At 38.3% G+C, this 25,124-nt stretch carries 27 protein-coding genes and 2 pseudogenes; 5 read left to right on the forward strand and 24 right to left on the reverse strand.

Annotated elements, in window-relative coordinates; genetic code table 11:
* Positions 1-153 precede the first annotated feature (153 nt).
* The 13 genes and pseudogenes from HNQ34_RS17605 to HNQ34_RS17960 all read right to left on the reverse strand — a co-directional run bounded on the left by HNQ34_RS17605 (position 154) and on the right by HNQ34_RS17960 (position 9,197).
* Positions 154-342 carry an HNH endonuclease family protein gene (locus tag HNQ34_RS17605; protein ID WP_312856138.1) on the reverse strand — a complete coding sequence of 63 codons (189 nt, stop codon included), beginning with the start codon at positions 340-342 and terminating at the stop codon, positions 154-156.
* Positions 343-468: 126 nt separating this feature from the next.
* Positions 469-759: a helix-turn-helix transcriptional regulator gene (locus HNQ34_RS15190; protein ID WP_183256054.1), complete on the reverse strand. Its 291-nt coding sequence runs from the start codon at positions 757-759 to the stop codon at positions 469-471.
* Positions 759-956, reverse strand: a complete 198-nt coding sequence (locus tag HNQ34_RS15195) for a hypothetical protein (RefSeq protein ID WP_183256056.1) — start codon at positions 954-956, stop codon at positions 759-761. The genes HNQ34_RS15190 and HNQ34_RS15195 overlap by 1 nt, the downstream gene beginning before the upstream one ends.
* 70 nt (positions 957-1,026) lie before the next feature.
* Positions 1,027-1,995 carry an Rpn family recombination-promoting nuclease/putative transposase gene (locus tag HNQ34_RS15200; RefSeq protein WP_183256058.1) on the reverse strand — a complete coding sequence of 323 codons (969 nt, stop codon included), beginning with the start codon at positions 1,993-1,995 and terminating at the stop codon, positions 1,027-1,029.
* 312 nt (positions 1,996-2,307) lie between these two features.
* Positions 2,308-2,391: pseudogene (locus HNQ34_RS17870) on the reverse strand (hypothetical protein); the annotation flags it as partial.
* Positions 2,392-2,898: 507 nt separating this feature from the next.
* The gene (locus HNQ34_RS15210; RefSeq protein WP_183256060.1) at positions 2,899-3,642 is read right to left on the reverse strand and encodes an HAD family hydrolase; all 744 of its coding nucleotides are present in this window, start codon (positions 3,640-3,642) and stop codon (positions 2,899-2,901) included.
* Positions 3,643-3,671: 29 nt separating this feature from the next.
* Positions 3,672-4,583, reverse strand: coding sequence for a DMT family transporter (locus tag HNQ34_RS15215; RefSeq protein WP_183256062.1), 912 nt, complete (start codon positions 4,581-4,583; stop codon positions 3,672-3,674).
* Positions 4,571-4,969 carry an NUDIX domain-containing protein gene (locus HNQ34_RS15220; protein ID WP_183256064.1) on the reverse strand — a complete coding sequence of 133 codons (399 nt, stop codon included), beginning with the start codon at positions 4,967-4,969 and terminating at the stop codon, positions 4,571-4,573. The genes HNQ34_RS15215 and HNQ34_RS15220 overlap by 13 nt, the downstream gene beginning before the upstream one ends.
* 25 nt (positions 4,970-4,994) lie before the next feature.
* Positions 4,995-5,690: a Rossmann-fold NAD(P)-binding domain-containing protein gene (locus HNQ34_RS15225; RefSeq protein WP_183256098.1), complete on the reverse strand. Its 696-nt coding sequence runs from the start codon at positions 5,688-5,690 to the stop codon at positions 4,995-4,997.
* 76 nt (positions 5,691-5,766) lie between these two features.
* A complete protein-coding gene (locus tag HNQ34_RS15230) occupies positions 5,767-5,952 on the reverse strand; it encodes a hypothetical protein (protein ID WP_183256066.1) in 186 nt (61 codons plus the stop codon).
* Positions 5,953-6,303: 351 nt separating this feature from the next.
* Positions 6,304-7,056, reverse strand: a complete 753-nt coding sequence (locus HNQ34_RS15235; RefSeq protein ID WP_183256068.1) for an HIRAN domain-containing protein — start codon at positions 7,054-7,056, stop codon at positions 6,304-6,306.
* Positions 7,053-7,910, reverse strand: a complete 858-nt coding sequence (locus tag HNQ34_RS15240) for a HipA domain-containing protein (RefSeq protein ID WP_183256070.1) — start codon at positions 7,908-7,910, stop codon at positions 7,053-7,055. Before HNQ34_RS15240 ends, HNQ34_RS15235 begins: the two co-directional genes overlap by 4 nt.
* A gap of 322 nt (positions 7,911-8,232) precedes the next feature.
* Positions 8,233-9,197: pseudogene (locus HNQ34_RS17960) on the reverse strand (Rpn family recombination-promoting nuclease/putative transposase).
* 690 nt (positions 9,198-9,887) lie between these two features.
* Here HNQ34_RS17960 and HNQ34_RS15250 point away from each other — a divergent pair.
* Both HNQ34_RS15250 and HNQ34_RS15255 read left to right on the forward strand, forming a co-directional pair.
* Positions 9,888-10,184 carry a hypothetical protein gene (locus tag HNQ34_RS15250; RefSeq protein WP_183256104.1) on the forward strand — a complete coding sequence of 99 codons (297 nt, stop codon included), beginning with the start codon at positions 9,888-9,890 and terminating at the stop codon, positions 10,182-10,184.
* Positions 10,185-10,187: 3 nt separating this feature from the next.
* Complete coding sequence (locus HNQ34_RS15255) at positions 10,188-10,685, forward strand: PIN domain-containing protein (protein WP_183256072.1); 498 nt, start codon at positions 10,188-10,190, stop codon at positions 10,683-10,685.
* Between the two features lie 386 nt (positions 10,686-11,071).
* On the opposite strand, the gene HNQ34_RS15260 is transcribed toward HNQ34_RS15255, so the two are convergent.
* The 8 genes from HNQ34_RS15260 to HNQ34_RS15295 all read right to left on the reverse strand — a co-directional run bounded on the left by HNQ34_RS15260 (position 11,072) and on the right by HNQ34_RS15295 (position 17,562).
* Positions 11,072-11,767, reverse strand: coding sequence for a hypothetical protein (locus tag HNQ34_RS15260; RefSeq protein WP_183256074.1), 696 nt, complete (start codon positions 11,765-11,767; stop codon positions 11,072-11,074).
* Between the two features lie 36 nt (positions 11,768-11,803).
* Positions 11,804-12,319, reverse strand: a complete 516-nt coding sequence (locus HNQ34_RS15265; protein ID WP_183256076.1) for a hypothetical protein — start codon at positions 12,317-12,319, stop codon at positions 11,804-11,806.
* 274 nt (positions 12,320-12,593) lie between these two features.
* The gene (locus tag HNQ34_RS15270; RefSeq protein ID WP_183256077.1) at positions 12,594-13,517 is read right to left on the reverse strand and encodes an Rpn family recombination-promoting nuclease/putative transposase; all 924 of its coding nucleotides are present in this window, start codon (positions 13,515-13,517) and stop codon (positions 12,594-12,596) included.
* A 373-nt stretch (positions 13,518-13,890) separates the two neighbouring features.
* Positions 13,891-14,517 (reverse strand): 4Fe-4S single cluster domain-containing protein, encoded by a 627-nt coding sequence (locus HNQ34_RS15275; RefSeq protein ID WP_183256080.1) that lies wholly within the window; start codon positions 14,515-14,517, stop codon positions 13,891-13,893.
* The gene (locus HNQ34_RS17830) at positions 14,517-15,221 is read right to left on the reverse strand and encodes a helix-hairpin-helix domain-containing protein (RefSeq protein ID WP_183256082.1); all 705 of its coding nucleotides are present in this window, start codon (positions 15,219-15,221) and stop codon (positions 14,517-14,519) included. Before HNQ34_RS17830 ends, HNQ34_RS15275 begins: the two co-directional genes overlap by 1 nt.
* Positions 15,222-15,225: 4 nt before the next feature.
* Positions 15,226-15,438, reverse strand: coding sequence for a DUF2997 domain-containing protein (locus HNQ34_RS15285; RefSeq protein WP_183256084.1), 213 nt, complete (start codon positions 15,436-15,438; stop codon positions 15,226-15,228).
* Between the two features lie 10 nt (positions 15,439-15,448).
* The gene (locus HNQ34_RS15290; RefSeq protein ID WP_183256086.1) at positions 15,449-15,895 is read right to left on the reverse strand and encodes a DUF1257 domain-containing protein; all 447 of its coding nucleotides are present in this window, start codon (positions 15,893-15,895) and stop codon (positions 15,449-15,451) included.
* 23 nt (positions 15,896-15,918) lie between these two features.
* A complete protein-coding gene (locus tag HNQ34_RS15295; RefSeq protein ID WP_246364246.1) occupies positions 15,919-17,562 on the reverse strand; it encodes an AAA family ATPase in 1,644 nt (547 codons plus the stop codon).
* Positions 17,563-17,908: 346 nt separating this feature from the next.
* Here HNQ34_RS15295 and HNQ34_RS15300 point away from each other — a divergent pair, with 346 nt between their 5' ends.
* Positions 17,909-18,313, forward strand: coding sequence for a hypothetical protein (locus tag HNQ34_RS15300; protein ID WP_183256088.1), 405 nt, complete (start codon positions 17,909-17,911; stop codon positions 18,311-18,313).
* A 708-nt stretch (positions 18,314-19,021) separates the two neighbouring features.
* Here the strand turns inward: HNQ34_RS15300 and HNQ34_RS15305 are convergent.
* Together HNQ34_RS15305 and HNQ34_RS15310 are read right to left on the reverse strand one after the other, a co-directional pair.
* Entirely contained in the window at positions 19,022-20,317 is a 1,296-nt protein-coding gene (locus HNQ34_RS15305; protein WP_183256090.1) for a hypothetical protein, read from the reverse strand.
* Between the two features lie 22 nt (positions 20,318-20,339).
* Positions 20,340-21,890 (reverse strand): hypothetical protein, encoded by a 1,551-nt coding sequence (locus tag HNQ34_RS15310; RefSeq protein WP_183256092.1) that lies wholly within the window; start codon positions 21,888-21,890, stop codon positions 20,340-20,342.
* 1,032 nt (positions 21,891-22,922) lie between these two features.
* Here HNQ34_RS15310 and HNQ34_RS15315 point away from each other — a divergent pair.
* Complete coding sequence (locus tag HNQ34_RS15315; RefSeq protein ID WP_246364248.1) at positions 22,923-23,231, forward strand: transposase; 309 nt, start codon at positions 22,923-22,925, stop codon at positions 23,229-23,231.
* Between the two features lie 26 nt (positions 23,232-23,257).
* Positions 23,258-24,091, forward strand: a complete 834-nt coding sequence (locus HNQ34_RS15320) for an IS3 family transposase (protein ID WP_312856140.1) — start codon at positions 23,258-23,260, stop codon at positions 24,089-24,091.
* A 329-nt stretch (positions 24,092-24,420) separates the two neighbouring features.
* Here the strand turns inward: HNQ34_RS15320 and HNQ34_RS15325 are convergent, their stop codons facing one another.
* Positions 24,421-24,882, reverse strand: a complete 462-nt coding sequence (locus HNQ34_RS15325) for a GNAT family N-acetyltransferase (RefSeq protein WP_183256096.1) — start codon at positions 24,880-24,882, stop codon at positions 24,421-24,423.
* Between the last annotated feature and the right edge of the window lie 242 nt (positions 24,883-25,124).

Raw genomic sequence — 25,124 nt, forward strand, 5'->3', positions numbered from 1 at the left:
TCATCATCTGTTCTTTCATTATCCAAAGTACGGCTAAATTTTCAAACATAGTTCAGCTAAATGCTTGGCTCTCTGTTCTATATCTTCTTTTTTCCGAAAATTACCTTTTCAAAGTATTTATTTATTTCAAGATGGCTTGCTTTTAATTTTTCTTTATTTTATGTCAAAATCATCATTTGATAATTCTGGGTTATATCCTGTCAGTGTATGATTTCTGAGCGTGTGCAAATACAAATTATGCACCAATTGCCATTCTTCCCCTAGATATTCCTGCCATGATTGTGTGAGTGTCTGCGGCATTATGTGTTCAATAGTCAAATCGGGGCATAACAGGCATCGCATCAAGTTGAGCGCTAGCGCTCAACTTGCACCACAGGTAATACAAAATACAAACAACAATCTTTTGTTTTAAAACAGTGCATTTTTCTATAGACTTATCCAAATTTATTTCAAATTTATTTAATGGATTTAAACCATAATTGTAGCTGAATGTTCGTCTTTTGTCTTCTTATCAACAATTGTTATTTCTAAATCTAAAGCACGCGCAAGCTTAAGAAGAGTTGATAATTCTGGTACATCTTTTCCATTTTCGATCCTAGATATTGTTTTTTGAGCCACTCCTGTCATTCTTGAAAGATCACGTTGAGACAACTTTTTCCGATCACGTGCAGCTATTAATTTACCTACGATCTCCAATAGGAAGTACTCTTCTGGATCTTGCTGCATTAACTCTTTACGGAGATCGTCAAAAGATTTCATCATAAAATTCTCCTCGTATGATACACGAGTTCGTTTCCTTTCGATTGCAACAACTCGCGAGTGGCATTCTCATCGGGAACTGTACCAACAACAGCTACTTCTTCAACAATCTCTTTGTCTCCATGTAAACGAGATTTCAATATGTGTAGCTTTACAAACTGATTTGGATACAATGTACGCACTTCCTGCCATTTCATTGTTATCACCTCGAAGAAAGAATGATAGCCGATGAACTCTTTAACAAACGGGATCGCAGAAACCCTTTCGTTATTGATTTTTCACTCTTCCTTTCACTTCTTCTTCCGTCAAGTCAAGCATGTTTGCAATCTCGGCAATGCTCATCCCTTTTTCGATCATTTTCCTAATCATTTCCCGCTCTTTTTGCTTCATGCCTTCTTTCAGTCCCTCTGCCCGTCCTTGTTCCAATCCTCTTTTCAAACCTTCTTTCAAACCTTCTTTCAAACCTTCTTCTCGTCCTTCTTCCCGACTTCCGCGAATGTTCGATAATTGATCAAGCAGCCATTTCAGCCGCATTTCGTATGCATAGCGGTTTTCTGGGTCAACGCTTAAACTTTGCCACTCTTCCAATGCTTCTAAAATTTCTTGTTCTGTCATCGCGACTCCCTCCAATTCGCGAACCATTTCTTCATCCACCTTTTTTGTCCGACTATCTACAGCCGATAGCATCGTCAGCCATGGCCATTCGGGCAATTGTTTTACATCCCGACGGTATTTCTTCCATTTTACCATAAATTGTGACAAATCAAGCACATGAAATTCAAGGTGATGGCTCCAAAGGAACTGTTCTTCATCTTCACGAATGTGAAAAACGGTGTGGAAGCGGTCGGTTTCGTGTGGAAAGAGCGGATAGTTGAGGATGGCGATCATAATCGTTGGAGGAAGTGTTTCGTACCGTTCTCCTTTTGATAGCGAAGACGAAAATAGCCGCGCCCAGTAATACAATAGCCGTTCCGGCATGCCGTATTGCGGGATAATTTGAATCTCGACATGAATGCGCTCGCCAAGATTCGTACGGACAATGACATCTAACCGCCCTGTTTTTCCGTCTTCTGTTTCTTTCGTTAGCTCAGTATTTTCAAACTGCACATCGACGATTCGCTCGTCCCCTGTCCGATGCAAAAGCGCGTTTAAAAACGCCATCGTAATCGACTTTCGGCTCGGATGGCCAAACAGCTGCTTAAACATAAAATCCATTTTCAAATCGAGGTATTGCATGAGGATCATCCTTTCGTGGAATGTAGAGGGACAACTTGATTAAAACCTGGAAATATGGGAAATGCAAATGGGGAAAATGGATTTTCTAGCGTTCTTTTTTTGCGATAAAAAGCGAAAAAGTCAGGGAAATTGGCTTTTTTAATGAGGGGAAAATGAATTTTGCGTTTATTTGTTTGGCAAGGGAACAGATTTTGAGGAGCACACATGCAAAACAGAGAGCCACGCTATGACTCTCTGTTTCTACAAATCTCGACAATCCTCGGGGAGTGACATAACTAAGAGCCGAAATATCGGTCCGATTCTACAGGTAAATTAGTAAACACCCTTGGAAAGACAGTTAACACCAATCGTATCAATGAACATACCGGGAAGTGCGATAAACATAGCAGCTTTTAAACGTTCATTTTTTGTTAAACCTTTAAGTTTGTATAGCGGATAGGTTTAGAAAAATGGCGGGAACAACAAACAGATAGGACAGAAGAAGTAAAGCATTTTCTGGGTTGAAGAAAAAATGTCCAAGAAATCGAAAAATGAGCGTGGCTCCTAACCAAACAAGAAAGCCCCAAATTAAAAAATACATGAATGACACCTCTATTTCTGCTTTTTAAATTATTACGGTTATCACCAAAAGATGCACTTGACTTTTGCATCAACATGTGATGGAGGTCTCTAACGCATACGAAAAGTAAGCTTTGGGTATTTTCGGTATCCATCCTCCCACCGTTTGATCAATGTTGTCAATTTCTTTCATTGGGTTTGTTTCTTTCTGCTTGTTATGCGCACTACTTCAATCCATTCATTTATATTAATAAACGTCTGCCTAACTTCTTGGTGTAAACAACATCACAAAAACCAATGATATCTTGAGGATGAATGATGACGCCATAACTAAGGGAACGTGGATCATTCTAGCGATCTACACTCTGCATTTTGCAAGGATACCCATCTGTCTTTCAACGTCATTATATTTTCTGTTACAAAGAGCGGCTTATGCTCACTCGGCTGCTTATTACACTTTGGATTAATCCAAATAGCAGACATCCCCGCATTGATAGCACCGACTACATCGTTGTTCCAAGAATCGCCTACGAATACAGCTTGTGCATGTTCCATTCCATATTGTAAGAGTGGCAGATGAAAAGCTTCTAATTGCGGCTTCTCAAACCCTGTCTCTTCTGAAATAAAAATTTCTTCCTCTGTAAATACCTCATACAGACATAACTTCTCGAGTTTGGATCGTTGTTCACTAGCTTTTCCGTTTGTGATGATACCTATTTTATAGGTTTTCTTTAGCTCCCTCAGAAATACATTAACCTCCTCATCTGGCTTCAGCAAATGAATGAGATAGCTAAAGAACTCACGGAAGTAAATATCCGCCTCCTCCATGCTAATATGTTGGTCAAAATGTTTCAGTGCATAAATGAGACGCTGCTGTCTAACTTCATCCAAGGAAATGTGCCCCTCATGATGCAACTTCCAAAAATAATGGTCATAGTGCTGGTAATAGGTGAAAAATTCATCAAACGGCAGATGCTTCGTGAGACTAAATCGATAAAAAGTTTCCTTGGTTGCTCGTTCCCAATAAAATTCAAACGGAAATAAAGTATTATCCAAGTCAAAAAGTATGATCTTTATATCTTGTAACATGCTCTCCTCCTCTATCTCAATAATAATATTTACGAGCTAACTTTCGTCGCAGAAGGTATGATTGACCGTGACTGTTCAAACTTGAGCCATAAAATAGCAATGACCATAATGATTAACCCTAAAATTCGCACCACATTTGGAAATGGACCCCATATTAACCATGTTAACAGCATTGCCACCGGCAACTCGGACGTTGTTAATGTAGCCATTATAACAGTGCTTACATTTTTTGCTGCATAGGATAGAAGCTCAAAAGCTATAATTTGTCCGAGTATTGCTGTAATAAACCCGAACGACACAGCACTTGTCGTAAAAAGACGTAATTTTTCATACTGTGCTAAACAGAAAACTAAAGCGATAGCCGTCGCAATAAGGAAGATAAATACCCTCGTAAACGGATAGTTCGTTATTTTTTGCAAACTAAATAAATTCGTTGCAAAAGATATTCCTGCTACAAATCCAAAAAATAAACCTAGAACTGTTACGTGGCCTAACGTTCCACCAATCAGCAAGAGAGTCCCTATCCATAGTAGTACAATGGCTACGATATGCTTGACTGCCACCCGCTCTTTGTTAAACAAAACGCCAAACAAAAACAGAATCCAAGGGTATTGGAATAATCCTAATGATGCGATACTTGGATCTGTTATTTGAATAGCGGAATAATAAAACAGTCCCGTTGACACCATAGTAATACCCGCTATCCAATTATACGGGTTTTTGATTAACGGCATATATGATTGTGTATTGCTTTTTTGATTGTTAACGAACAGGAACCTGCCAATAAAATAGATCATCGCAAACACGAATTGATAGGCAAGTAAATCTAACGTTGTTAATCCCATATTGTTTGCTACTTTAACGACATTGGAATTCACTCCAAACACAATACCTGCGATAAGAGCTGCCCACGCCCCGAGAGCAGGATTTACTGTGTGCATACTCGTATCACCTCCCGTAAGGCAGGCAGTGTACACTTAGTAATGCCGGTACCTAAATTTTCCGCCTCCTGTGTTTCAATTGGAATCCACTTATACGCACCAATTTCGTTATTTGGTACCGGTTCTCCTCTTACTTTTACTACATACACCGTTAAAAACATAGATTCCTTTCCAAACATGGAGGTCGTTTCAAAATTCCCCAAAAGTGTACTCGATACGAGTTCCAACTGAAGTTCTTCTTTTAGTTCCCTAGCTAATGCTTCTAAATCTGTTTCTCCCTCTTTTGGCTTGCCTCCGGGTAGGATGTAATGGTCAGGAAATTTCTTCTTACTAACTACTAATAGCTGATGATCTTTTACGATTGCCGCCCCAATTTTTTGAATCATGGTTCCTGCCGCTCCTTAACTCGATCTATGATACAACAGGTTCTTTATATTTAAATCTGTTGACAATATCCTTAGTTTCTGTCATAAATCTTACATGTTCATGGCAAATTGGAAGTTTATCTTTCATATATTCCTCTACCATTTGGTCAGTTGGTTCAGTAAATGCATCCCCAAACACAGACACTCCTTCTAGTGATTTGGAAGACAAGCCAATTGTCAATAATGCATATTTCACATCATCTTGGCTACCGAAATGATAAATAGGACACTCATATATAATGCCATACTCTGCTTCAAATTCTCTCAAAATCTCAATTGCTACACTTTTCTGTTCTGCTAAATCCTTTTGATAGCCCACACATCCATCTACAAGGCGTTTAATCCCGTTTTGTACACAATACACAGTAGCAGCTGCGTGAATAGCTAATTTATCCCCTAATAATACTAGGTTAACTCCCCAGCGTTTAAAATCTTCCTCCAGTCTTGCAATGGCAATACTTCTAAATAATCCGTATGTAGGTAATACTGTACGACCAACAATCTGTTCTGGGAAGAGGCTTTTTAATTCCTGTACCCGAAATTCGGACAACTCACTCTTAATGCCAATGCCACTGTTACATGTTAATAAATGAACTTCTCTTCCTTGTAACGCTTCTAGACATGCTACTAATGATGAATCGCGACCTCCAGTAAATAGCACAGCTACTTTTTCTTTATTCATTAAAATCGCTCCCTTACACTTTTTCATAGAAGAATTGACACTATCTCTTCTATCCCAAATTATACCTATCATTCCTTTATTTTTCAACGCCAACATGGTGTCGGAATCCCGCCATTTTTGGCGGAGTACCGACGTCAAGTGTCGGAATCACCGACACAACATGACGGGCTAAAAGAAAAACGCCTTCATCAATCAATCTAATGAGGACATCGGTAGCAGCATGTGAAACTTTGAAATAAGACCAAGCGTGTTGACTAACCAATTTTTCCGCCTCAGTCGGCAAAGCGTAAACGTCAAATAGATCCCACCTTTTGGAAGATCGGAGCTTGAGGTATTATTTAGTTAGCTGATTAAAAGCAATACATGTAACAGGGAGTGTGGTTGACCAAGGAAGCATTTGATCCAATAGTAGAGAAGTATAGGAGAAAAGGAGCATTAATTAAGTACGAAAAAGAATAAAAATCCACAGCTTCGAAAAGCTGTGGATTCATTCGATTTCGCAAAGCTTTAGGTGGGGTGGCACTCCCACATCTCCAACAAGGGCGATCGCTGCCTGTTCCATCCACTGAAAGCTTTACGTTATTTCTGTCTACTACACCGAAAGCATAAACATCTACGTGATGACCAGCTCCAGATCATGTAACATATCTTGCTGAACCTGCTTCATCTTTGGTGTCAGCGTCCCACATACACAAATGTTTACTTTTAACTGTGGATTTGCCTTCGGGTGAATAAATTGAATGTTAGCTTTATATACCCCACCACCTTCTTCAATAAGCCGAAACATAAATTCGCTATAAAAAGCAGGGATATATCCTAATTTTTCTCCTTGTTTCGTCAATACCACAACCGCTTTTGGATCTTGTTCATTTTTCGGCTCTCGTTGAAATTTCACATCGTCCCCAACCTGCAACTGATCAATCACTCGTTCCCCTTCATAGTATCTCCATCCGGCAATGTAAAAGTCGAAGTCAAACTCATTTCCGTATACATAAATGGGTGCTACAAACTCATATGGGTCAGTCGCAAGCCTTCCACCAGTAGCACGCAATAAATCCATATCTGTATAGTCATTTGATAAGCCGTGTGCCTTTAAAATTTCTTGGAAATCTGGACGGCGGCAATCAGGCAAACGTCGTTCGAAAGGACCAAATAATCGATCGGATACATAAATTTTATCAATATCTGGAAAAGCTAGATGCAGGCGATATCCGTTTTTTAATGCTTCGATGACTCCTCTTCTCTGTGCATGTTTCTCATAATAAAACATATATTTTCCTTCATGATGCACTAAATTGCCCACATGATATCGCTGACGAGTACGTTCGTTTTGCCAAATAAGCCAAAGTACAAAAGGGCGAATCATTTTCCTTCCACCTCCATATACCAGTTGATTAACCATTCTTTCCGATATCGTAATAATTGTGATACCCACTGTTTGTAAGTTTCATTCATACAATCGTCTGGAATCTCATCCAAAACAACAGCAATTTTTCTTTCATCTATGTGGCTAATTCGCTCCATCATCTCTTTTATTTCCTGAGGATATAGCCGATAAATGAAACTTAATAGCTCCTTATACTTCGGTTTCTTTTTATTCGGCAATCCAATTAAAGAATGGCTACGATTTGTAAAGGCATCAAACATTTTTTGATCTTGAAACATTTTTATAATGCGCTCTTCATTTAGTTGATAGCCTAACGATGCCCCGTTATCATACACCGGGGCAAGTTGATAACTTGATTCCTCTACAATAACTCCCCAGTTATCGCAATGGCGATCTTGGTTAGCAATAAATGCGTCAAATATAGGAATTTGAACAAATGCTCTGTCAAGCTCAAATGGAGATAGTACTTTTATTATATTCGAAAAATCGTAATAATTTAAGTTATACCGATCAAAATCGTCAGCAATCGTAAAAAATAGATCACCGCCCTCGTAAAACTCTGCATTAGCAGCAACGAAATTTTCCAGCAAACAACCTGTTAAACCATTATAACTTGCTAAATGCGCCTTCATTGTGTTAATCCCTATGAATTCTCCTATTTTTGAGGCAACAACTTCTGCCCAAGCTTCTCCCGTATTTTCTTTAGGAATTTTGAACAAATATCGTTTCTGGTTATGTGGACTAACTAACCAAAACTTTTGTCTTGTTCCAGATGCTTGCCTTTTATCATCTTTTTCCCAATGACTAACGTCTAGTATATTCACAAACACCATTCCTTATTTGTTAGTTCAGCGGCTAAAGAAATGATAGAATAGCAATATTCTTACCATTTCCCCTGAACTTCTTCTGTCAAATCAAATATATTGGCAATTTCGGCAACGTTTAGAATTTCCTACTTTTTTCCTTCATACCCCTTCTTTCACTCCTTCATCCAATTAAAATAGGGGAATAAGAGAGACGCAAATAGAGAAGAATGAATTTTGCTTTTACTTGTTGGTGAGGGAATGGATTTTGACGAGCGCACATGCGAAAACAGGGAGTCACATCATGGATATATATGTAAATTTCGGATATTTTCAGGGGGAGGTACCTCGACTAGGAAGATTCCACCATTCCCCTAACATCTTCTTCATCTCTGTCTAGGATATGAGCAATTTGTGCAATGCTCATCCCTTTTTCGATCATTTTCCTAATCATTTCCCGCTCTTTTTGCTTTATGCCTTCTTTCAGTCCCTCTGCCCGTCCTTGTTCCAATCCTCTTTTCAAACCTTCTTTCAAACCTTCTTCTCGTCCTTCTTCCCGACTTCCGCGAATGTTCGATAATTGATCAAGCAGCCATTTCAACCGCATTTCGTACGCATAGCGGTTTTCTGGGTCGACGCTTAAACTTTGCCACTCTTCCAATGCTTCTAAAATTTCTTGTTCCGTCATCGCGATTCCCTCCAATTCGCGAACTATCTCTTCATCAATCTTTTTCGTCCGACTGTCCACCGCCGACAACATCGTTAGCCATGGCCATTCGGGTGATTGTTTTACATCCCGGCGGTATTTCTTCCATTTTACCATAAATTGTGACAAATCAAGCACATGAAATTCAAGATGATGGCTCCAAAGAAACTGTTCTTCATCTTCACGAATGTGAAAAACGGTGTGGAAGCGGTCGGTTTCGTGTGGAAAGAGCGGATAGTTGAGGATGGCGATCTAATCGTTGGAGGAAGTGTTTCGTACCGTTCTCCTTTTGATAGCGAAGACGAAAATAGCCGCGCCCAGTAATACAATAGCCGTTCCGGCATGCCGTATTGCGGGATAATTTGAATCTCGACATGAATGCGCTCGCCAAGATTCGTGCGAACAATGACGTCTAGCCGTCCTGTTTTTCCGTCTTCTGTTTCTTTCGTTAGCTCAGTATTTTCAAACTGCACATCGACGATTCGCTCGTCCCCTGTCCGATGCAAAAGCGCGTTTAAAAACGCCATCGTAATCGACTTTCGGCTCGGTTGGCCAAACATCTGCTTGAACATAAAATCTATTTTCAAATCGAGGTATTGCATGAGGATCATCCTTTCGTGGAATATAGAGGGACAATTTGATTAAAACCGGTTCATCACCACAAAATGTACTTGACAAGCGATAGGTTCTCCTGAACAATGATGTGCAAAAATCATTGATTTACTGATTTTTCCTCACAAGCGTAAGTGGGGCATGTTATGAAAAAATCAAGCACAACTTTTGGTGAAGATCCTAAAACCGGAAAATAAGAAATGCAAATGGGGAAAATTCCATTTTCATGCACATTTCCTACAATAAAAAGCAAAGAGAGCCGGGGGAAATTGGCTTTTAATGACGGGAAAATGAATTTTGCGTTTATTTGTTTGGCAAGGGAACAGATTTTGAGGAGCACACATGCAAAACAGAGAGCCACGCTTGACTCTCTGTTAAATAATTCTCGGTGTGGGACAGGTACCACGACCTAACATCCAGCTGATCACTTGCCACGTTATATCATATCAGCTTGTATGGAGAAGAAAACGGAAACAAAACATCCATGAGCAAGTTTTGCTCACCACCCACGCATGAAAATAACCGCTCATGGATCCGTTATTTTCACAGAAAAAATCGGAAATTCTTTATTGCAACCTATGGAGAAGAAACTCGTGAAAAAAGGGAATATATTTTAAAAGGTATAATCGATATGACTTCTTGAAACATGATATAATATGTATAAAACCTCAACCAAGGTGGGGATGCAAATGAGAACTAACAAAAAAAGGAACCGTGGCGCATATCATATAACAACAGGAACAGCAAAACGCCCAATTTTAAAGAGAATAGTGCGTCAAAACCGTCATCATTACCGAATTGGAGCATCTGTTCTAACAGAAGAGCAAATGAAGGAGGTCATTCAAGTGCGACCTGAAAAGAAGAAGCTAACCAAGGAAGAAAAGAAAGCGTTACACAAACGTCTGGCTGGTAGTGCAAAGTTATTTAGCAAAGAAGGCGTGTTGGAATCATTAAGAATTGCAAATAGAGAAGAGTGGGAGGATTAAGCATTGTCAACCAAAGTACTAATCGATACAAATATATACGCAGCACATGAAATGGGTTACCCTGATGCAGTGGAGTTCATTGAACAGCTGATTGAAGATGAGGCAGAGATTATTATGACTACCTTGATTGAGATGGAAATCATGTCTCATTTCGAAATCGAAACAGATCCTGATATAAGAGAAAATAGAAAAGGATATATTCAAATGGCTGATCAAATCTATGACGTCACTAGAGAAGATACGGAGCTAGCAGCTGACATAAGAAGAAAAGCAAGAGCCGATCGTACACGCAAAAAGAGTATTAAAGCACCAGACGCTCTTGTTGCAGCTGCGGCTCTTATACATAATGCCATATTAATTAGTAATAACGATAAAGACTTTCATTGGATTCGAGATAACTATACTTATAAAGATCGAAAGTTAGATTATGTGAATCCTATAATAGATAAGAAAGCTTACGGCGAATTTGTCAAAACCTATACCGAAAGCAGATGGTTTTAGAAGGAACATCAGCATTTTTATTCGAACGCATTGCGTGAAAACCCAATTAACGACATTCTTGACCGCATCACCAAAATATTTTCAAAATACGTCTTCTGCAACAAGATATTTCCCAATCCGATTACTGCAATATGAAAGCGCAAAATACACTTCTTCCTTCGACAGCGAGAACAAAAACATCCGTACCTAATCGTATAGCAGGCGTTCCTAAGGAAACGATTTAAATTTCAAAATGTTGTGAAGCATTTCGCACAATAAAAAGCAAAGAGAGCCGAAGATCGCAGCATACATGCAAAAACAGAGAGCCACGCTATGACTCTCTGTTTCTACAAATCTCGACAATCCTCGGGGAGTGACAGTGGCACCGCATCAGCCTCTTTCCTCCCTTACTGATTTAACTCTGAATAATCGGCGCGTAAATAAATTTTATAATCACTAATCTTTAAGTTGTATTCTTTCAAAAGTTTAATAACTAAGTTTCGGAATCCGTTACTGTTCATCAGCGTTTCAATATACATTTTCCCTTTAATACTCACTGGTTCCCTCATGCCATCCGAACTAACAGAAAAATATTTTCTTTTCTTACCATTCATTTTGTCTAAATGTTCAAAACTCAAAAACTTTTCCTCATCCTTTTCCATCAATATCTCACAAGTTTTAATTAGCATCTCTTTCCATGTGCTCACTTCGATACGTGGATTATCATTCATTTTAAACGCGCATGGTCGGCGATGAGTATAATCTTCATATAAAGTATGTTCCACATTGGAATCCACTAGATAATCGGAATAATTCGGCAACACCCGTCTTTCCATTTCACTTTCTTTCACCGTAACATCCAAGTCTAATTCTTCGATAATTTGCGCAATCCTCTCTTCAATTGGAACAATTTGATCGATTAGACGGTTAAGTTCATTCCATTTTGTCAAGTTTCTTTGCTGGAATGCTGTATGGCTTTTCTTCAATATTTCCGTTAACGTATCAGCGATTGTTTCCTTTAGCAATTCTAAGCTATCCATTAAATCAATTGCTTTATTTGGGACTTCTTCTTTAATGAGCGAAATAAGTTCTTTTACGTTCATTTCTATGCCTCCGTTTGCTAAAAATCGGTACTATCTTTATAGAGTTTTCAACCGATTTCTCTCAATTCTAATCGTATTGTCTTTGCCATCAAGCATATCAGCACGTTTGCTTCCATAAATGCGAAAACGTGGAGAGCCTTTCACTGCTTTCACCGATAAACGTGGTGTTCCACGGGATTGCTTTTTATTTACATCCACGCATGCAACAAATTCATCCCAGTACACAATAGCAATAATTTGATTGTAGTCGATTACTTGCTTCTGACCGCAAATAAAAGCAAAAATTAGCGTTTTATCTGAATTACCTTGATGAACATTTATAATTTCTTGCATTTCGTTGTCACTAAATGTGAAAGACCATGTGAAATCTTCGGAGCCAGATGGGGTAGTATGATACTTCGTGTAAATAATATAACTCGCTTTATTTGTCGTAACCGTATATATTTGCCGACTGTCGTTTTCTTTTTCAAACAACGCTGGTGCTAATCCACCATTTACTAGTGCAGAAAGCAACGCACCATAATAATAATCCGCTTTGCAAATCGTCGTCACTCCAATCCCCTCCCCTAAAATTGAGCACATTCCCCGATTCAATTGTACTGAAAGAAAATGGAGAATACTGTCGAATATTGTAGAAACCAACAGGAAAGTTTGATCATTTTTTGCTAAATAAGAGTCGGTTTTTCCTTCTTACTGACACACACGCATACATGATTAAAGAGAGCCGGATGGCTCCCTTGGTTATATAAGGTCATGTTCATGTTTAAAAAAGGGGGAACAAGCGTGCAAAATCCACGAGTTTCTTTGGATTTTGACAAGCAAGATATCACTTCAGCTTCTCAATCTCTTCCCAAGACAACTCCGTCAGTTCATGAATCGTCTGTACGTCGTACCCTTTTTCCAGCATCTTTTTCGCGATCTGGCGTTTTTCTTGCTGCAGGCCTTGTTGCAATCCTTGTTGTAATCCTTTTTCCAATCCTTCTTTCAACCCTTCTTCCCGACTTCCGCGAATGTTCGATAATTGATCAAGCAGCCATTTGAGCCGCATTTCGTATGCATAGCGGTTTTCTGGGTCGACGCTCAAACTTTGCCACTCTTCTAACGCTTCTAAAATTTCTTGTTCTGTCATCGCGACTCCCTCCAATTCGCGAACCATTTCTTCATCCACCTTTTTTGTCCGACAATCTACAGCCGATAGCATCGTTAGCCATGGCCATTCGGGCAATTGTTTTACATCCCGACGGTATTTCTTCCATTTTACCATAAATTGTGACAAATCAAGCACATGAAATTCAAGGTGATGGCTCCAAAGAAACTGTTCTTCGTCTTCACGAATGTGAAAAACGGTGTGGAAGCGGTCTGTTTCGTGTGGAAAGAGCGGATAGTTGAGGATGGCGATCATAATCGTTGGAGGGAGTGTTTCGTACCGTTCTCCTTTTGATAGCGAAGACGAAAATAGCCGCGCCCAGTAATACAATAGTCGTTCCGGCATGCCGTATTGCGGGATGATTTGAATCTCGACATGAATGCGCTCCCCAAGATTCGTACGGACAATGACATCTAATCGCCCTGTTTTCCCGTCTTCTGTTTCTTTCGTCAGTTCGGTGTTTTCAAACTGCACATCGACGATTCGGTCATCTTCTTTCCGATGCAACAACGCGTTTAAAAACGCCATCGTAATCGACTTGCGACTCGGTTGACCAAACATCTGCTTGAACATAAAATCCATTTTCAAATCGAGGTATTGCATGAGGATCATCCTTTCGTGGAATGTAGGAGAGTACAACTTGATTAAAATAGAGGAATAAGGGAAATGCAAATGGGGAAAATGGATTTTCTAGCGTTCTTTTTTTGCGATAAAAAGCAAAAAAGTCAGGGAAATTGGCTTTTTAATGGGGAAAATGAATTTTGCGTTTATTTGTTTGGCAAGGGAACAGATTTTGAGGAGCACACATGCAAAACAGAGAGCCACGCTTGACTCTCTGTTTCTACAAATCTCGACAATCCTCGGGGCGTGACAGGCACCACGACAATGTTCCTGCTTTGGAAAAGGAAAAAACAGAGAGGAGGGCTCTCTGTTTTTGTGAAACTTGGGTAATATTCGGGGCGTAAACAGGCACACATCATCTTTTCTTTTCGACCTTATATTCTTTCTCTAACAAAATTTCCTTTAATGAGTCAAGCGTGACCATGCCATTCACGGAAACTGACCCGTCTATATTTAACCGAACCTCAATTTTATTTGGAATCTCCAATAATTGTTCCTTTAAGTATTCATACCTTGGTGTTAAGAAATGATATCTTTGATTTGAAGAACCTACCCATGGTCGACTTACATCCAATTTTTCTTTCATAAATGGACCGTCGATAAGTAAATCAGTCATTTGCAAAAGTTCCATATAATGCGGATTGTTTAACGATATAATATCTTCGTATAGATACCCGGTAAAAGTCATCACGGATAAACCGATTTCCCTCACCATCGCAGCTAACCTTGCTAAAGGCAGAGCTTGATCAAACGGTTCTCCCCCGAGAAACGTAACGCCTTCAATGCCATTTTCCCTCTTGCTTTTTTCGATTTCAACAAACAACGCTTGAATCTCTTTTTCCTCCCCATTGTTGTGGTTCCATGTCCAAGGGACCGCACACCCATCACAACGGATTGAACATCCTTGCACCCAGAGGCAAGCCCTTTTCCCTGGGCCTTCTACCATTGTCAATGGTAAAAAGCGATGAATCATGAGCTTCATTAAAAGTCGACTACCCTTCCTTCATGTTTATTTTGTTTCGGTGGCACCTCAGCTTCAGGGAATTTAATAAACGGCTTTATTTTTTCGATTACATGCGGTTTTAGTTGTAAACAATTCGAAAAATGCTCCAAAGATTGAAAACCGCCTTCCTTTTCGCGAACAGCAACTACTTTTTTAGCTAATAGCCCCCCAATAGCAGGAATAGAGGCAATTTCTTCTTCTGTTGCTGTATTGATGTCAACTAATCGATCCGTGACAGGTTCTTCCATGTCCCGGTTTACGTGCTCTGCATTTTTTGCAGTTTCGTTCATCAATGTATCAACTTTATACTCTTCTTTAATCAATGTTTTCAATTGCTCAAGTTCGCTTGCTTTTGATAGAGACCTTGCTTCAAGACGAAGCAAATACTCGGCTCTCATGTTGAAAACATGGATGATTGATACAACCCAAGAAAAGAAAAGGGCTATAAATGACAAATCATTCAACCAATGGTTTTCATCAACTATTTCGTCCACAATCCAAAACAAAATAAACGGAATCGAATAGAGCACCCCGGCAATAAACCATTTTCTTTGTTTTACTCTATAGGAGGCGTAAAAGAAAGAAATATAGTTAAAAAATCCAAACGGGAAAAAAGTCCAAAGCATCCAAAAGGAATTCATCATTTCCCACTTTCTTCCCTTGTTCGTAATCTGTTTTCTCACACTCTCACTCCCCCTTAATGATTTGTTGTTGTGTCCGATTGATTAAAACATTTGTTTCAAAATACTCATGCGTAAATTCGGAATCGACCGTTTCAGCTTCAAGTAACTCTTCTAATACGTGAATATAGTCAAGACATTGCTTGCCTTTAATCCCTACTGTCTCAGCGAAAATCTTTCCATCTTCTGTGATTTTGATAATAACTTTTTTCTCGCCCATATCGATCACCTTATGAATTTACTCTTAAAGTCAGCACAATCGTTCGATCTTGCTGTATTTCTTCTGCTTCTAAAATAAACCCTTTTTCTCTCGCTCTCTCGATAACTTTTTTATATGTTTCTTGTTGAAGGACATATTTGTATTCACTCGTAAGATTTTCAATAAAAACGGTTGCGTCCTCCACTTTTACCTCTTCAGGAAAAATGGCTTCAAAAACTCCATCCTCATTTTTTTCAAAAAAGATTTTCGTTGTTGCTATTTCCGTTTCATAGTTATCGTTTGTCAACACGTTTACATGGCACCCGTATTGCTCTAATGCCTTTTGCAACAACGTTTCATCCTTCATGACCGTTATAAGCTTGAAACTTCGATCTATTCCCATATTCTTTCCAAGCATAGAACTGATAGATTGCGTAACTGCAATTCCGATTGGAATTAACACAAGCTCAATACTCATCTCACTCACCTTTAAAATTTATTTTAGAAATCTATTGTTCTCCCTCCACGCAATCGGCGTATATCATCATGGTTATTTGAATCGTTTGCTACATACTCCTCTAAATCTTCTCGAGGGGTAGCTGTTACAGCTCGAACGTTCGCCCATTCACGAATCTTCTGAATTTGTTCTGCCTGCGTAACAGAGAGAGGAACAATTTTTTTACATGCTTTTTCAAAATCCTCGAATGTCACACTTCGATCTTCGGAAAACGCTTCAAACAATCCATCGATGACGATTTGTTCAATTTCTGCCCCAATAAACCCTTCTGTTAAATTAGCGAGTTTATTTAAAATTTCCTCAGAAACAGTAAAAGTACCTATCGCTTTGGGGTCTTTTAATCTTTTATTTAAATGAACCCGGAAAATCTCAATCCGCTCTCGATAGGTTGGAAGATCAACGAAAAACACTTCGTCAAACCGTCCCTTCCGCAAAAACTCCGGCGGTAAACCAGCAATGTTATTCGCGGTCGCAACAACAAACACTGGCTTCGTTTTTTCCTGCATCCATGTTAAAAAATGTCCAAAAACCCGTGACGTTGTGCCGCTATCACCAGCAGATTGTACCCCGCTAAACCCTTTTTCAATCTCATCAATCCAAAGAATAGAAGGTGCTATCGCTTCAGCTGTTTTGATGGCTTTCCTCATATTTTCCTCGCTACTGCCAACAACTCCACTGAAAATTTTCCCTATATCTAACCGAAGCAATGGAAGTTGCCACATCGCACTAATTGCTTTACTGATTAAGCTTTTTCCGCATCCAGGAACACCGGTAATTAATACTCCTTTTGGAGAAGGAAGACCGTACCGTTGAGCTGATTCGAGCCACGATTTATTTCGCTTCTTCAGCCATCTTTTTAAATTTTCTAACCCACCCACATCATCCATATTGAAGTCGCTATGTATAAACTCTAAAATTCCTGTTTTTTTGATAATTTGTTCTTTTTCTTTTAAAATCACTTCCACATCATTGATATCAAGCCGACCGTCCTCTACCATTGCCCTCGCAAAGGCATTTTCTGCTTCCGAAAGAGTCAGACCTAACGCTGCCTTAGCCAATTTTTCTTTTTCATTATCTTTTAAGTTGATCGTAATCCGCCCGTTTTGCTTATTCACATCAATCATTTCTTCTAAAATGCGCATAATCTCTTCGAAAGTAGGAAGCTCGAAATCGATAATAGTAACATCTTTTTGAAGTTCTAGTGGAAGCAGAAGAATCGGAGAAACAAAAACAACATTTTTCGGATAGGCACTTTGTTTAATATTTATAGCCATATCTCTTAATTTCCTGATAATTTGAAAATCTGGACACCTATTTTGTTCGCCAAAATAAATATGAAAATCGTGAAGCACAAAAATGGCTGGCTCTTCATAATTTTCTATAAACTCCAACGCTTTCATTGGATTTTTTGTGTCATGAAATAATTTCTCATTGGTCGCGAGCCCTGTCGTCAACTTCCATGTAATCACTTCCCTAGACGTTTTGATTAACGAAATATCAGAAGCAATGGAACGAATAAATGAGAGGACTCTTTCTTCCTCCCATGTAGAAATATACAGAAATGGGAAACGAGCCCGGAACAAATTGGCGATCATTTTTTTCATATTTATATTCTGATAGCTTGCCAACGGAATCCCCCCTTCAATTATATAAAAATAGGTTTATTGGTATGCCCTTAACACCTAACAACCCATTACCCTGCATTTTCCTTTATAACCAAAGTGCAAATCGTTGTCCATCAGGTGTAACAGTTGAACGTAACTCAGAAAGAAGTAAAATCGTTTTTATGTCCCATATTCTTCGTTCATGTTTCCATATTACCAATTTTATCATTTAACGACAACAAAATAATGGCTTGTCATGACAAACGTAATCACGCCAGTTTTGTTTGCGTAATTCAACGGTCAGAAATCGGAATTTTTTCAAGCTTTTCTGCAAAAATGGTGACATTCCTGCTGCCGATGGAGTGGTAGTATGAAAGTACAAACAGCAATCGATACTTTAGAAAAAGTGCTGGCGATTTTAAAGCAGTATGAATCGGTCACCGTTGACGAGATGTTGACAGATTTATCCGTAAGACTCTCGAGCGCCCGTACGAACAAACCAGCGCAGCAACCGAAGGTAGACGACATACCAGATTACACAGCTGTTATCCAAAAAATAAAAACGATGAACAAAGAAGAAGCCATTTCATTTTTATCCCGCTTCAAAAAAGACGATATTATCGCCATCGGGCGGCAAATGAATATTAAATTGAAAGGGAAAGACCAGAAGAAAATTTTGATCGAGACGATTATTAACCATTATGGTTTTATCCATTTACATACGCAGAGGGGGAAAAAAGAAACAGCGCATGAAACGCTTCTCAAAACAAAATGAAGGCTGTGTATAAACACGAACGAGGATGTTTTATCAGCATTTTTTCGAATAGCCGCGAGGAAACCTCTCGCAATAAAAAAGCATATCCAAATGGCTGATCAAATTGATGACGTCACTAGGGAAGATACGGAGCTAGCAGCTGACATGAGAAGAAAAGCGAGAGCGGATCATACACGCTAAAGCACTAGGCGCTCTTGTTGCAGCTGCGGCTCTTATACAGCGACACAACCCGATTAACGACATTCGTGACTCCATCACCAAAATGTGTTCAAAATATGCTTCTTCCTTCAACAGCGAGAACAAAAACAGCCAAACCTAATCGTATAGCAGGCGTTCCTAAGGGAACAATTTGAATTTCAAAATGTGAAGGCACATTTCCTACAATAAAAAGCAAAGAGAGTCAAAGATCGCGGAGAAGTACACGCGCTATGACTCTCTATTTCTGCAAATCTCGCCAATCCTCGAGGAGTGACAGTGCACCGTATCCAGCTAGGCATCCATCCTAGCACCTAGATACACGCCTGAAGTATGCCCAAATGCCTCTGAGCCCTTTGGTATCAAGGGATTAGAGGCATTTTGTTTGCCTAGCCACTGTCGAACTCGGGTTACGGTTGCGAATACAAAAAGAAGCGACACGATGTCGCCTCTTTTTTGACTTGCCATAACACACCACAAAAATACGCCGTCTTTAGGCTGAGTAGTTACATTTCATAACATCTTTTCTCTCAGTTTTATAAATCTATCATTTGTAAACTCTAACTCAGATTGATAATTGCGAGGATGAACACCTATTTTCGGTATCGTTTTTATTATCTCCTTATACCCGTCTAATATATATATCCGACCAGTTTGGATATCGCGTAGTATTTTCTCCAACTCTTTTCTTTTATATGTAATATACTGTATGTCTTCGTGCTGCATTGTGGCTAGATTTTGAAACAATATTTCATTTGCACAACTTTTCCCTAACACTTCTTTAAGTCTACAAAGCTTATGATGTCTAATTTCGATTTTTTCATCCACTTTTTTCAATATCGGTTCTGATAGATAGAAGACTGAGTCTTTTAGTTCTTTTTCTTCCTTTCTTGACAGCGCTTTTTTAATAAAATTTGATGCATAACGGCTTTGAGAACCAAAAAGTATGGCACCTATGCCTGCTGACAAAATTCCATACTGTGGACCAAATAATGCAACACCAAGGGTTGTTCCTATCATTTTTCCTAAACCTGCAAATGCAATCTTTGCGGTAGAATCAACTAAAATATTTATAACAGCTTGCTCAATTGTAAGATCATTTCTCCATACTCTCTTTACATTTGAAGCAGTATAAATAATAAACGTAATATAAGGAATCTCAAAATCAGTTAAATCGGCTGCGTGAGAAAGCGTCTGCTTTGTTGCATTGATAACCTCTTCATGTGAAACGGAAGTAACATATACCTGAGGATTCCCTCCAAAATATTTACCTAGTTCCTCATTAACATAAACAGGAATATTAGGATATCTCTCTAAATGCTCTCGTACTCCTTGTGGATTAATTAAATTTTTTACTTGAAATGGTTCCCCATCCACAAGAAGATCATAACCAGCTTGATTAGAAGTAGCAGGAAATTCGACATCATGCCCCCGTGCTTGAAGTTCGCTTCCTATCATTCGCTCTGCTACATACCCTTGTAGTTGTGCCATATCTCCAGTTAGTGAAGTAGTATCAACTGTTTTGGCGAATTCACTTAAGGAAAAAAGATGGGATAAGTCTTCTTCCCTAGCAAAATCAATCCCTTCTACTGCCATGTGATCCAGCATGATGAAATCATAGAAAAACTCACCGACACTAATGGTAGAAATAGCTACTGTCTCTTGAATTTGTTTTTTTCCTCCAAATAATAGATTACGTACACGCTGTTCTTTGGATGCCACTGTTGGAACAACCGAACACGATAATGCCTCTTCATAGTTTTTTTGTCTCCATAAATTCCAAAATTGCTCGTTTTTTATACCCTTCATAATCGTTCATCTCTTCTTTCTGCTAGTTTAATACGATATGTTCTAATCCATATGTTTCGATTTCCTTGTTTTTTATTTTTTTTTGAATTTCACGTTCCTTTATTTGTAAATCAGATAATTCTTTATTTTTTTCAGACAACTGAATTTGCAAAGTGGAAATTTGCTGGAGTAATTCTTGTATCTCCAATTGCAAGGAATTGACTTGACCACATTGGTCGTTTGCATACTCCAACTTTCCCTGCAAAATAATCTCCACCATTTGCTCAAAGGTTTGATCAATTCTTCTTTTTAAACTAGCAATCTCTAATCGATAGTTACTCGTTTTTAATGCTGTTTTTATGAATCTCCCAAAACCGGTTGATGAACGTTTTTCAATTTTAATTTGTTCTTCTAAGTCGACGATTTGATTCTGCATTGAATGAAGTTGGTTCGTTAGTCCTTCTATATAAGGGCGGCCCTCATCATTTTTTAGCTTTTCTTTTAATTTTTCTTTTATTGCAGAAACTTTGCTCTCTTTTTCTTTTTTATCTGCTTCTGCTGCTTGCAATTTTGTATTCAATGCAGAAATCTCTCTATTTAGTTTCCTTTGTTTTTCTTGATTAAGCTTTAATTTACGGTATAACTGTTTATATTTATTAAATTTTGGAATCCATTCATTCGAGATAACAGATAAGTCATAATAGGATATTTCAGGATTTGTTAAATATGGCAAGGAGATCTGCATTAAAACGATTGGAACTAACCGTTTTTGTAATGATTTATTTTGATGATTAACTAGCAATACTCCCCCGCCTAAGATCAAAGGCAGAATAAATAACGGGTTTGCTAGAAACGCGATTGTTGAAGTAAGTGTGGTATATACACCGAAAGGCAACGAGATTCCAAATAAACCTATAAATGCTGCCAACATCGATGTCGCAGTTGTATAAAAAGCAAAACCACTTACCTCAACAATTGTTGCAAAAAGAATGCTTGCACCACTTTGAACCACTATATTCTTGACTACTTTATTCGATATTTCCTGAACACCTAATTTTTCCTTAATTTTTTCTTGTTGATCTGAAGGAAGTGAGTTCACAAACTCCAATACTTTTTCAGCCAATTGATCCTGTTCGTACTCAGATAAATCTGTTAACTTCAGGTCCAATTCCTTAAACACTTGGTTCATTTGCCAATGTATCATTGCTTCTAACTTGTCTATATTTTTTTCTTTATAGTATTGTTGGAATTCTTTATTCTTTTTCTGAAACTCATTGAAAGCCCAATCCACAATCTCTTGACACTTATCCTCTATTTCTTTTTTTAAATCGTATCTCCCACCTTTTAACTGTGCAATTTTTGTTAATTCTAGAAATAATGACAAACGAATTTCTTCATTTGTTTTAGATAGCAACTTTTTCGCTTCTTCTTCGAGATGTTTTGAAAAATGATTTGATTCGTCAGATGATAATAAGTCCTTAGTCTTTGTGGAAATAAGATTGAAAATATTTGTTTTACAAAGTAAAGCATAAACTAATCGCAAATCATGTCCTGAAAGTTTTGCTAATGCCTGACTTAATATTTGTCCACTCATATTTACCTCCGAAATGATTATGGATTATCCGACCTCTGTATAGAAAAAGCCTACAAAACAGTTCGGACTTTTTCATTCCTTCCTTATTCATACTAATACTATCAACAAACATGGTAACAAAAAGATAACATCAAGTGCAAAAATCGGAAAACTTAGATCGAGCCAAGACTTTGCGGGAGATTTTTTTGTTATATATGGTTTTTAAAAACCTATTTTAGACACTTTTATTTCTTCTCATCCTTCAAGTATGTGCTTCCCCCTGTTTTTCAAAAACCTTTTAGCGCTTGTAATACCTTATAAATCGGTGTTCCAGCCGGTTGTTGTAGATACGGGATATTCCCATGAACCAATACTGTGTTGCCAACTCTATGGTTTGATTAGTTGACAAGCATCTAAACGAATGTTTACAACTCTCTCAATCGATTTCTTTCGATTCTAATTGTATTATCTTTCAAGTATATCCGCTCGTTTGCTTCCGTAAATACGTGGCGTAGTCACTTAATTGCTTCTGACCGCAAATCAACGCAAAAATTAACATCTCATCTTGTGGATTTTAGATTTATCAATCTGCCATAATCTGCTTTGCAAACGGTCGTCACTTCAATTTCCTTCCTGTAAACTGGATATACTATCCAATTTTATTGTACTGAAAAGAAAGAGAAAATGGTGTCGAATATTGTATATAAATACAATTTGGAACTTTAACGTTTTCGTCTTTTATGGAGTAATCGGGATGTTTCGACTGTCGGATGACCGAACAACACCGCTTCCAGACAAATGCATTTGTCTGTGAAGCGGTTGGTTGTTCGGTCATCTGTCACGCGAAGGCGTGACGAAGGCAAGTCACAGACTTGCCTCCGACAGTCGAAAAAATAGGGAGTCTACTTTTTCGTCAGCCATAAGTTAAACCTCCCAGTTGTATTTATTATAGAAGGAGATTCGGGGCGTGACAGTGGAGTGAGCCTTTGAAAGTAGACATGTATAAATCGGGAAAAAGATGTCCATACAGAAGACAGGAAGGAGCCGATGAACATGTCAAAAAAACAAAGAACTTATAAAAGCTATTCTCCAGAATTGAAGATGGAAGCCGTTCAAAGAGCCTTGGCGGGAGAGAGTGTAAAAGTCATTGCACATCATCTTGAGATTACAGATCCTGACTATATTTATAAATGGATAGATCAGTATGAAATGTATGGGGAAGTAGGACTAAAACGAAAAGTTAGAAATCATCCTGAAATGGACAAGGATTTCATCATACGAGAACTAGAGATGGAGAATGAAATTTTAAAAAAGTATCTGCAAATTCTGAAAAGGGAGGGAAGACAGCGAAGTTCAAAGTAGTAGACGAACTGAAAACGAAATACCCGATTGCTAAAATATGTGAAAAACTAAATATTTCAAGAGCTGGTTACTATAAATACTTGAAAACAAAGGGGAAGAAGAGAAGAAAAGAGTCTAAGAAAGACCAACAATTAAAAGAATATATCTCTTTGATTTTCCATGAACACAAAGGGAGATATGGATATCGAAAAATTCACGCAGTATTAAACAATCAATATCAACTACCTGTAAGTGAAAAAGTTGTACGTCGACTAATGAGAGAATTAGGATTAAAATGTCAATCTCGTATGAAACGAAAACAACCCGCCAAAGTGAAAAAAGCAACTTCCGCTGGATATATTTATGAAAATCTATTAAAAAGAAACTTTTCCACGACACGTTTGAATGAAAAATGGGTCACAGATGTCACGGAAATTGCCGTGGAAGATAAAAAGCTATTTGTTTCTGCCGTTATGGATTTACACAACAATGAAATTATCGGGCATCAGATTTCATCAACACACGATGTTCAACTTGTGGAAGATTCCCTATTATATGCATTAGAAATCAGACACATCAAGGATTCCTTAATTCTTCATTCAGATCAAGGAATGCCATATCGATCAACAAGATGGAAAACGCTGATGGATACATTTTCGATCACACCAAGTATGTCGAGAAAAGCGAATGCGCTTGATAACGCATGCATAGAAAGCTTTTTCTCCTACCTTAAAACAGGGATGGAGCAGGACTTGCGACGTACGAAAAGTGTGGAAGAGGTAACACAGCTTATCCATGATTACATTCGCTATTACAACCACCAACGTATACAAGGTGTTCTTCATTATCAGACACCGACTCAATATGCAAAGGCTAGTTAACAACGAGCACAAGTGGGCTATATTTCCTCCTTCTCGTCTTACCGACCTCTCCTCAGAACTCCGTGGGGCTGTCAAGTGCTCTCCTTAACAGTTTCACGGGGTTCTGAGACACTAGGAAAAAGACGAGAAAAGGAAAGGAACCAGAGCTTTATCACTCTGATTCCTTCACGTTAACTGAATTTATACTGTCTACTTTTCGGATCGCAGTGCACAGGCACCACGAAAAATAAGTTCATCCACCAACTATTTGGAATGGTTGCTTAAAGTCAGATTCCATGGGAATCTATATGATGTCTCTTTCAAACGAATACATTTTTTGCACCAGAACCTTATTGTTGATAAGGGGATTTACGAAGTTTTATCATGAATAGTTCTGGATTATCAATCGGCTCAAATCCATATTTGCTATATAATGAATGTGCGTCTTTAGTAGCTAACATGAACCTACGAATGCCTTGTAGTTCGTGATGATTGGTAATAATTTCCATTAACCATTTTGATAATCCTAATTTACGATAGTCTGGTAATATAAACACATCGCAAAGATACGCATATGTCGCTAAATCTGTTATCACCCTTGCAAATCCAACTTGTTCACCAACTTCATTACTTATTTCACCTTTATAAACCCCAAAACATAAGGGTGTATTTTCAATTGACTTTATTACTATTTCTTTCGGTATCCCCTTTGACCAGTAAGCTTCTTGGCTCAAAAAATTATGTATTAAATCTACATCTAAGTATTTTTTATTAGTAGAAATCGAAAATCCTTTATTTATCCATATATCCATTGCAAGCCCCCCTAAACCTTTTTGGTACTGTCAAAAGTTTTAAAGACATACCCTTGATTTTTGTTGATTTTACGCAATCAATGATAAAAAAAGCTTGCCACCCCTGTTGTTTGCGGTATGATTGAGGTAACGACACCTACCAACCAAAAACAAAGGAGTGACAAGCTTGTTACCTCAATTATTAGCGTATTTGTTTGAAATAATCAAGACCCAATATCAAATTATTATTTATTTGATGGGTG

The organism is Anoxybacteroides tepidamans (genome assembly GCF_014201465.1).
Lineage (GTDB): Bacteria > Bacillota > Bacilli > Bacillales > Anoxybacillaceae > Anoxybacteroides > Anoxybacteroides tepidamans.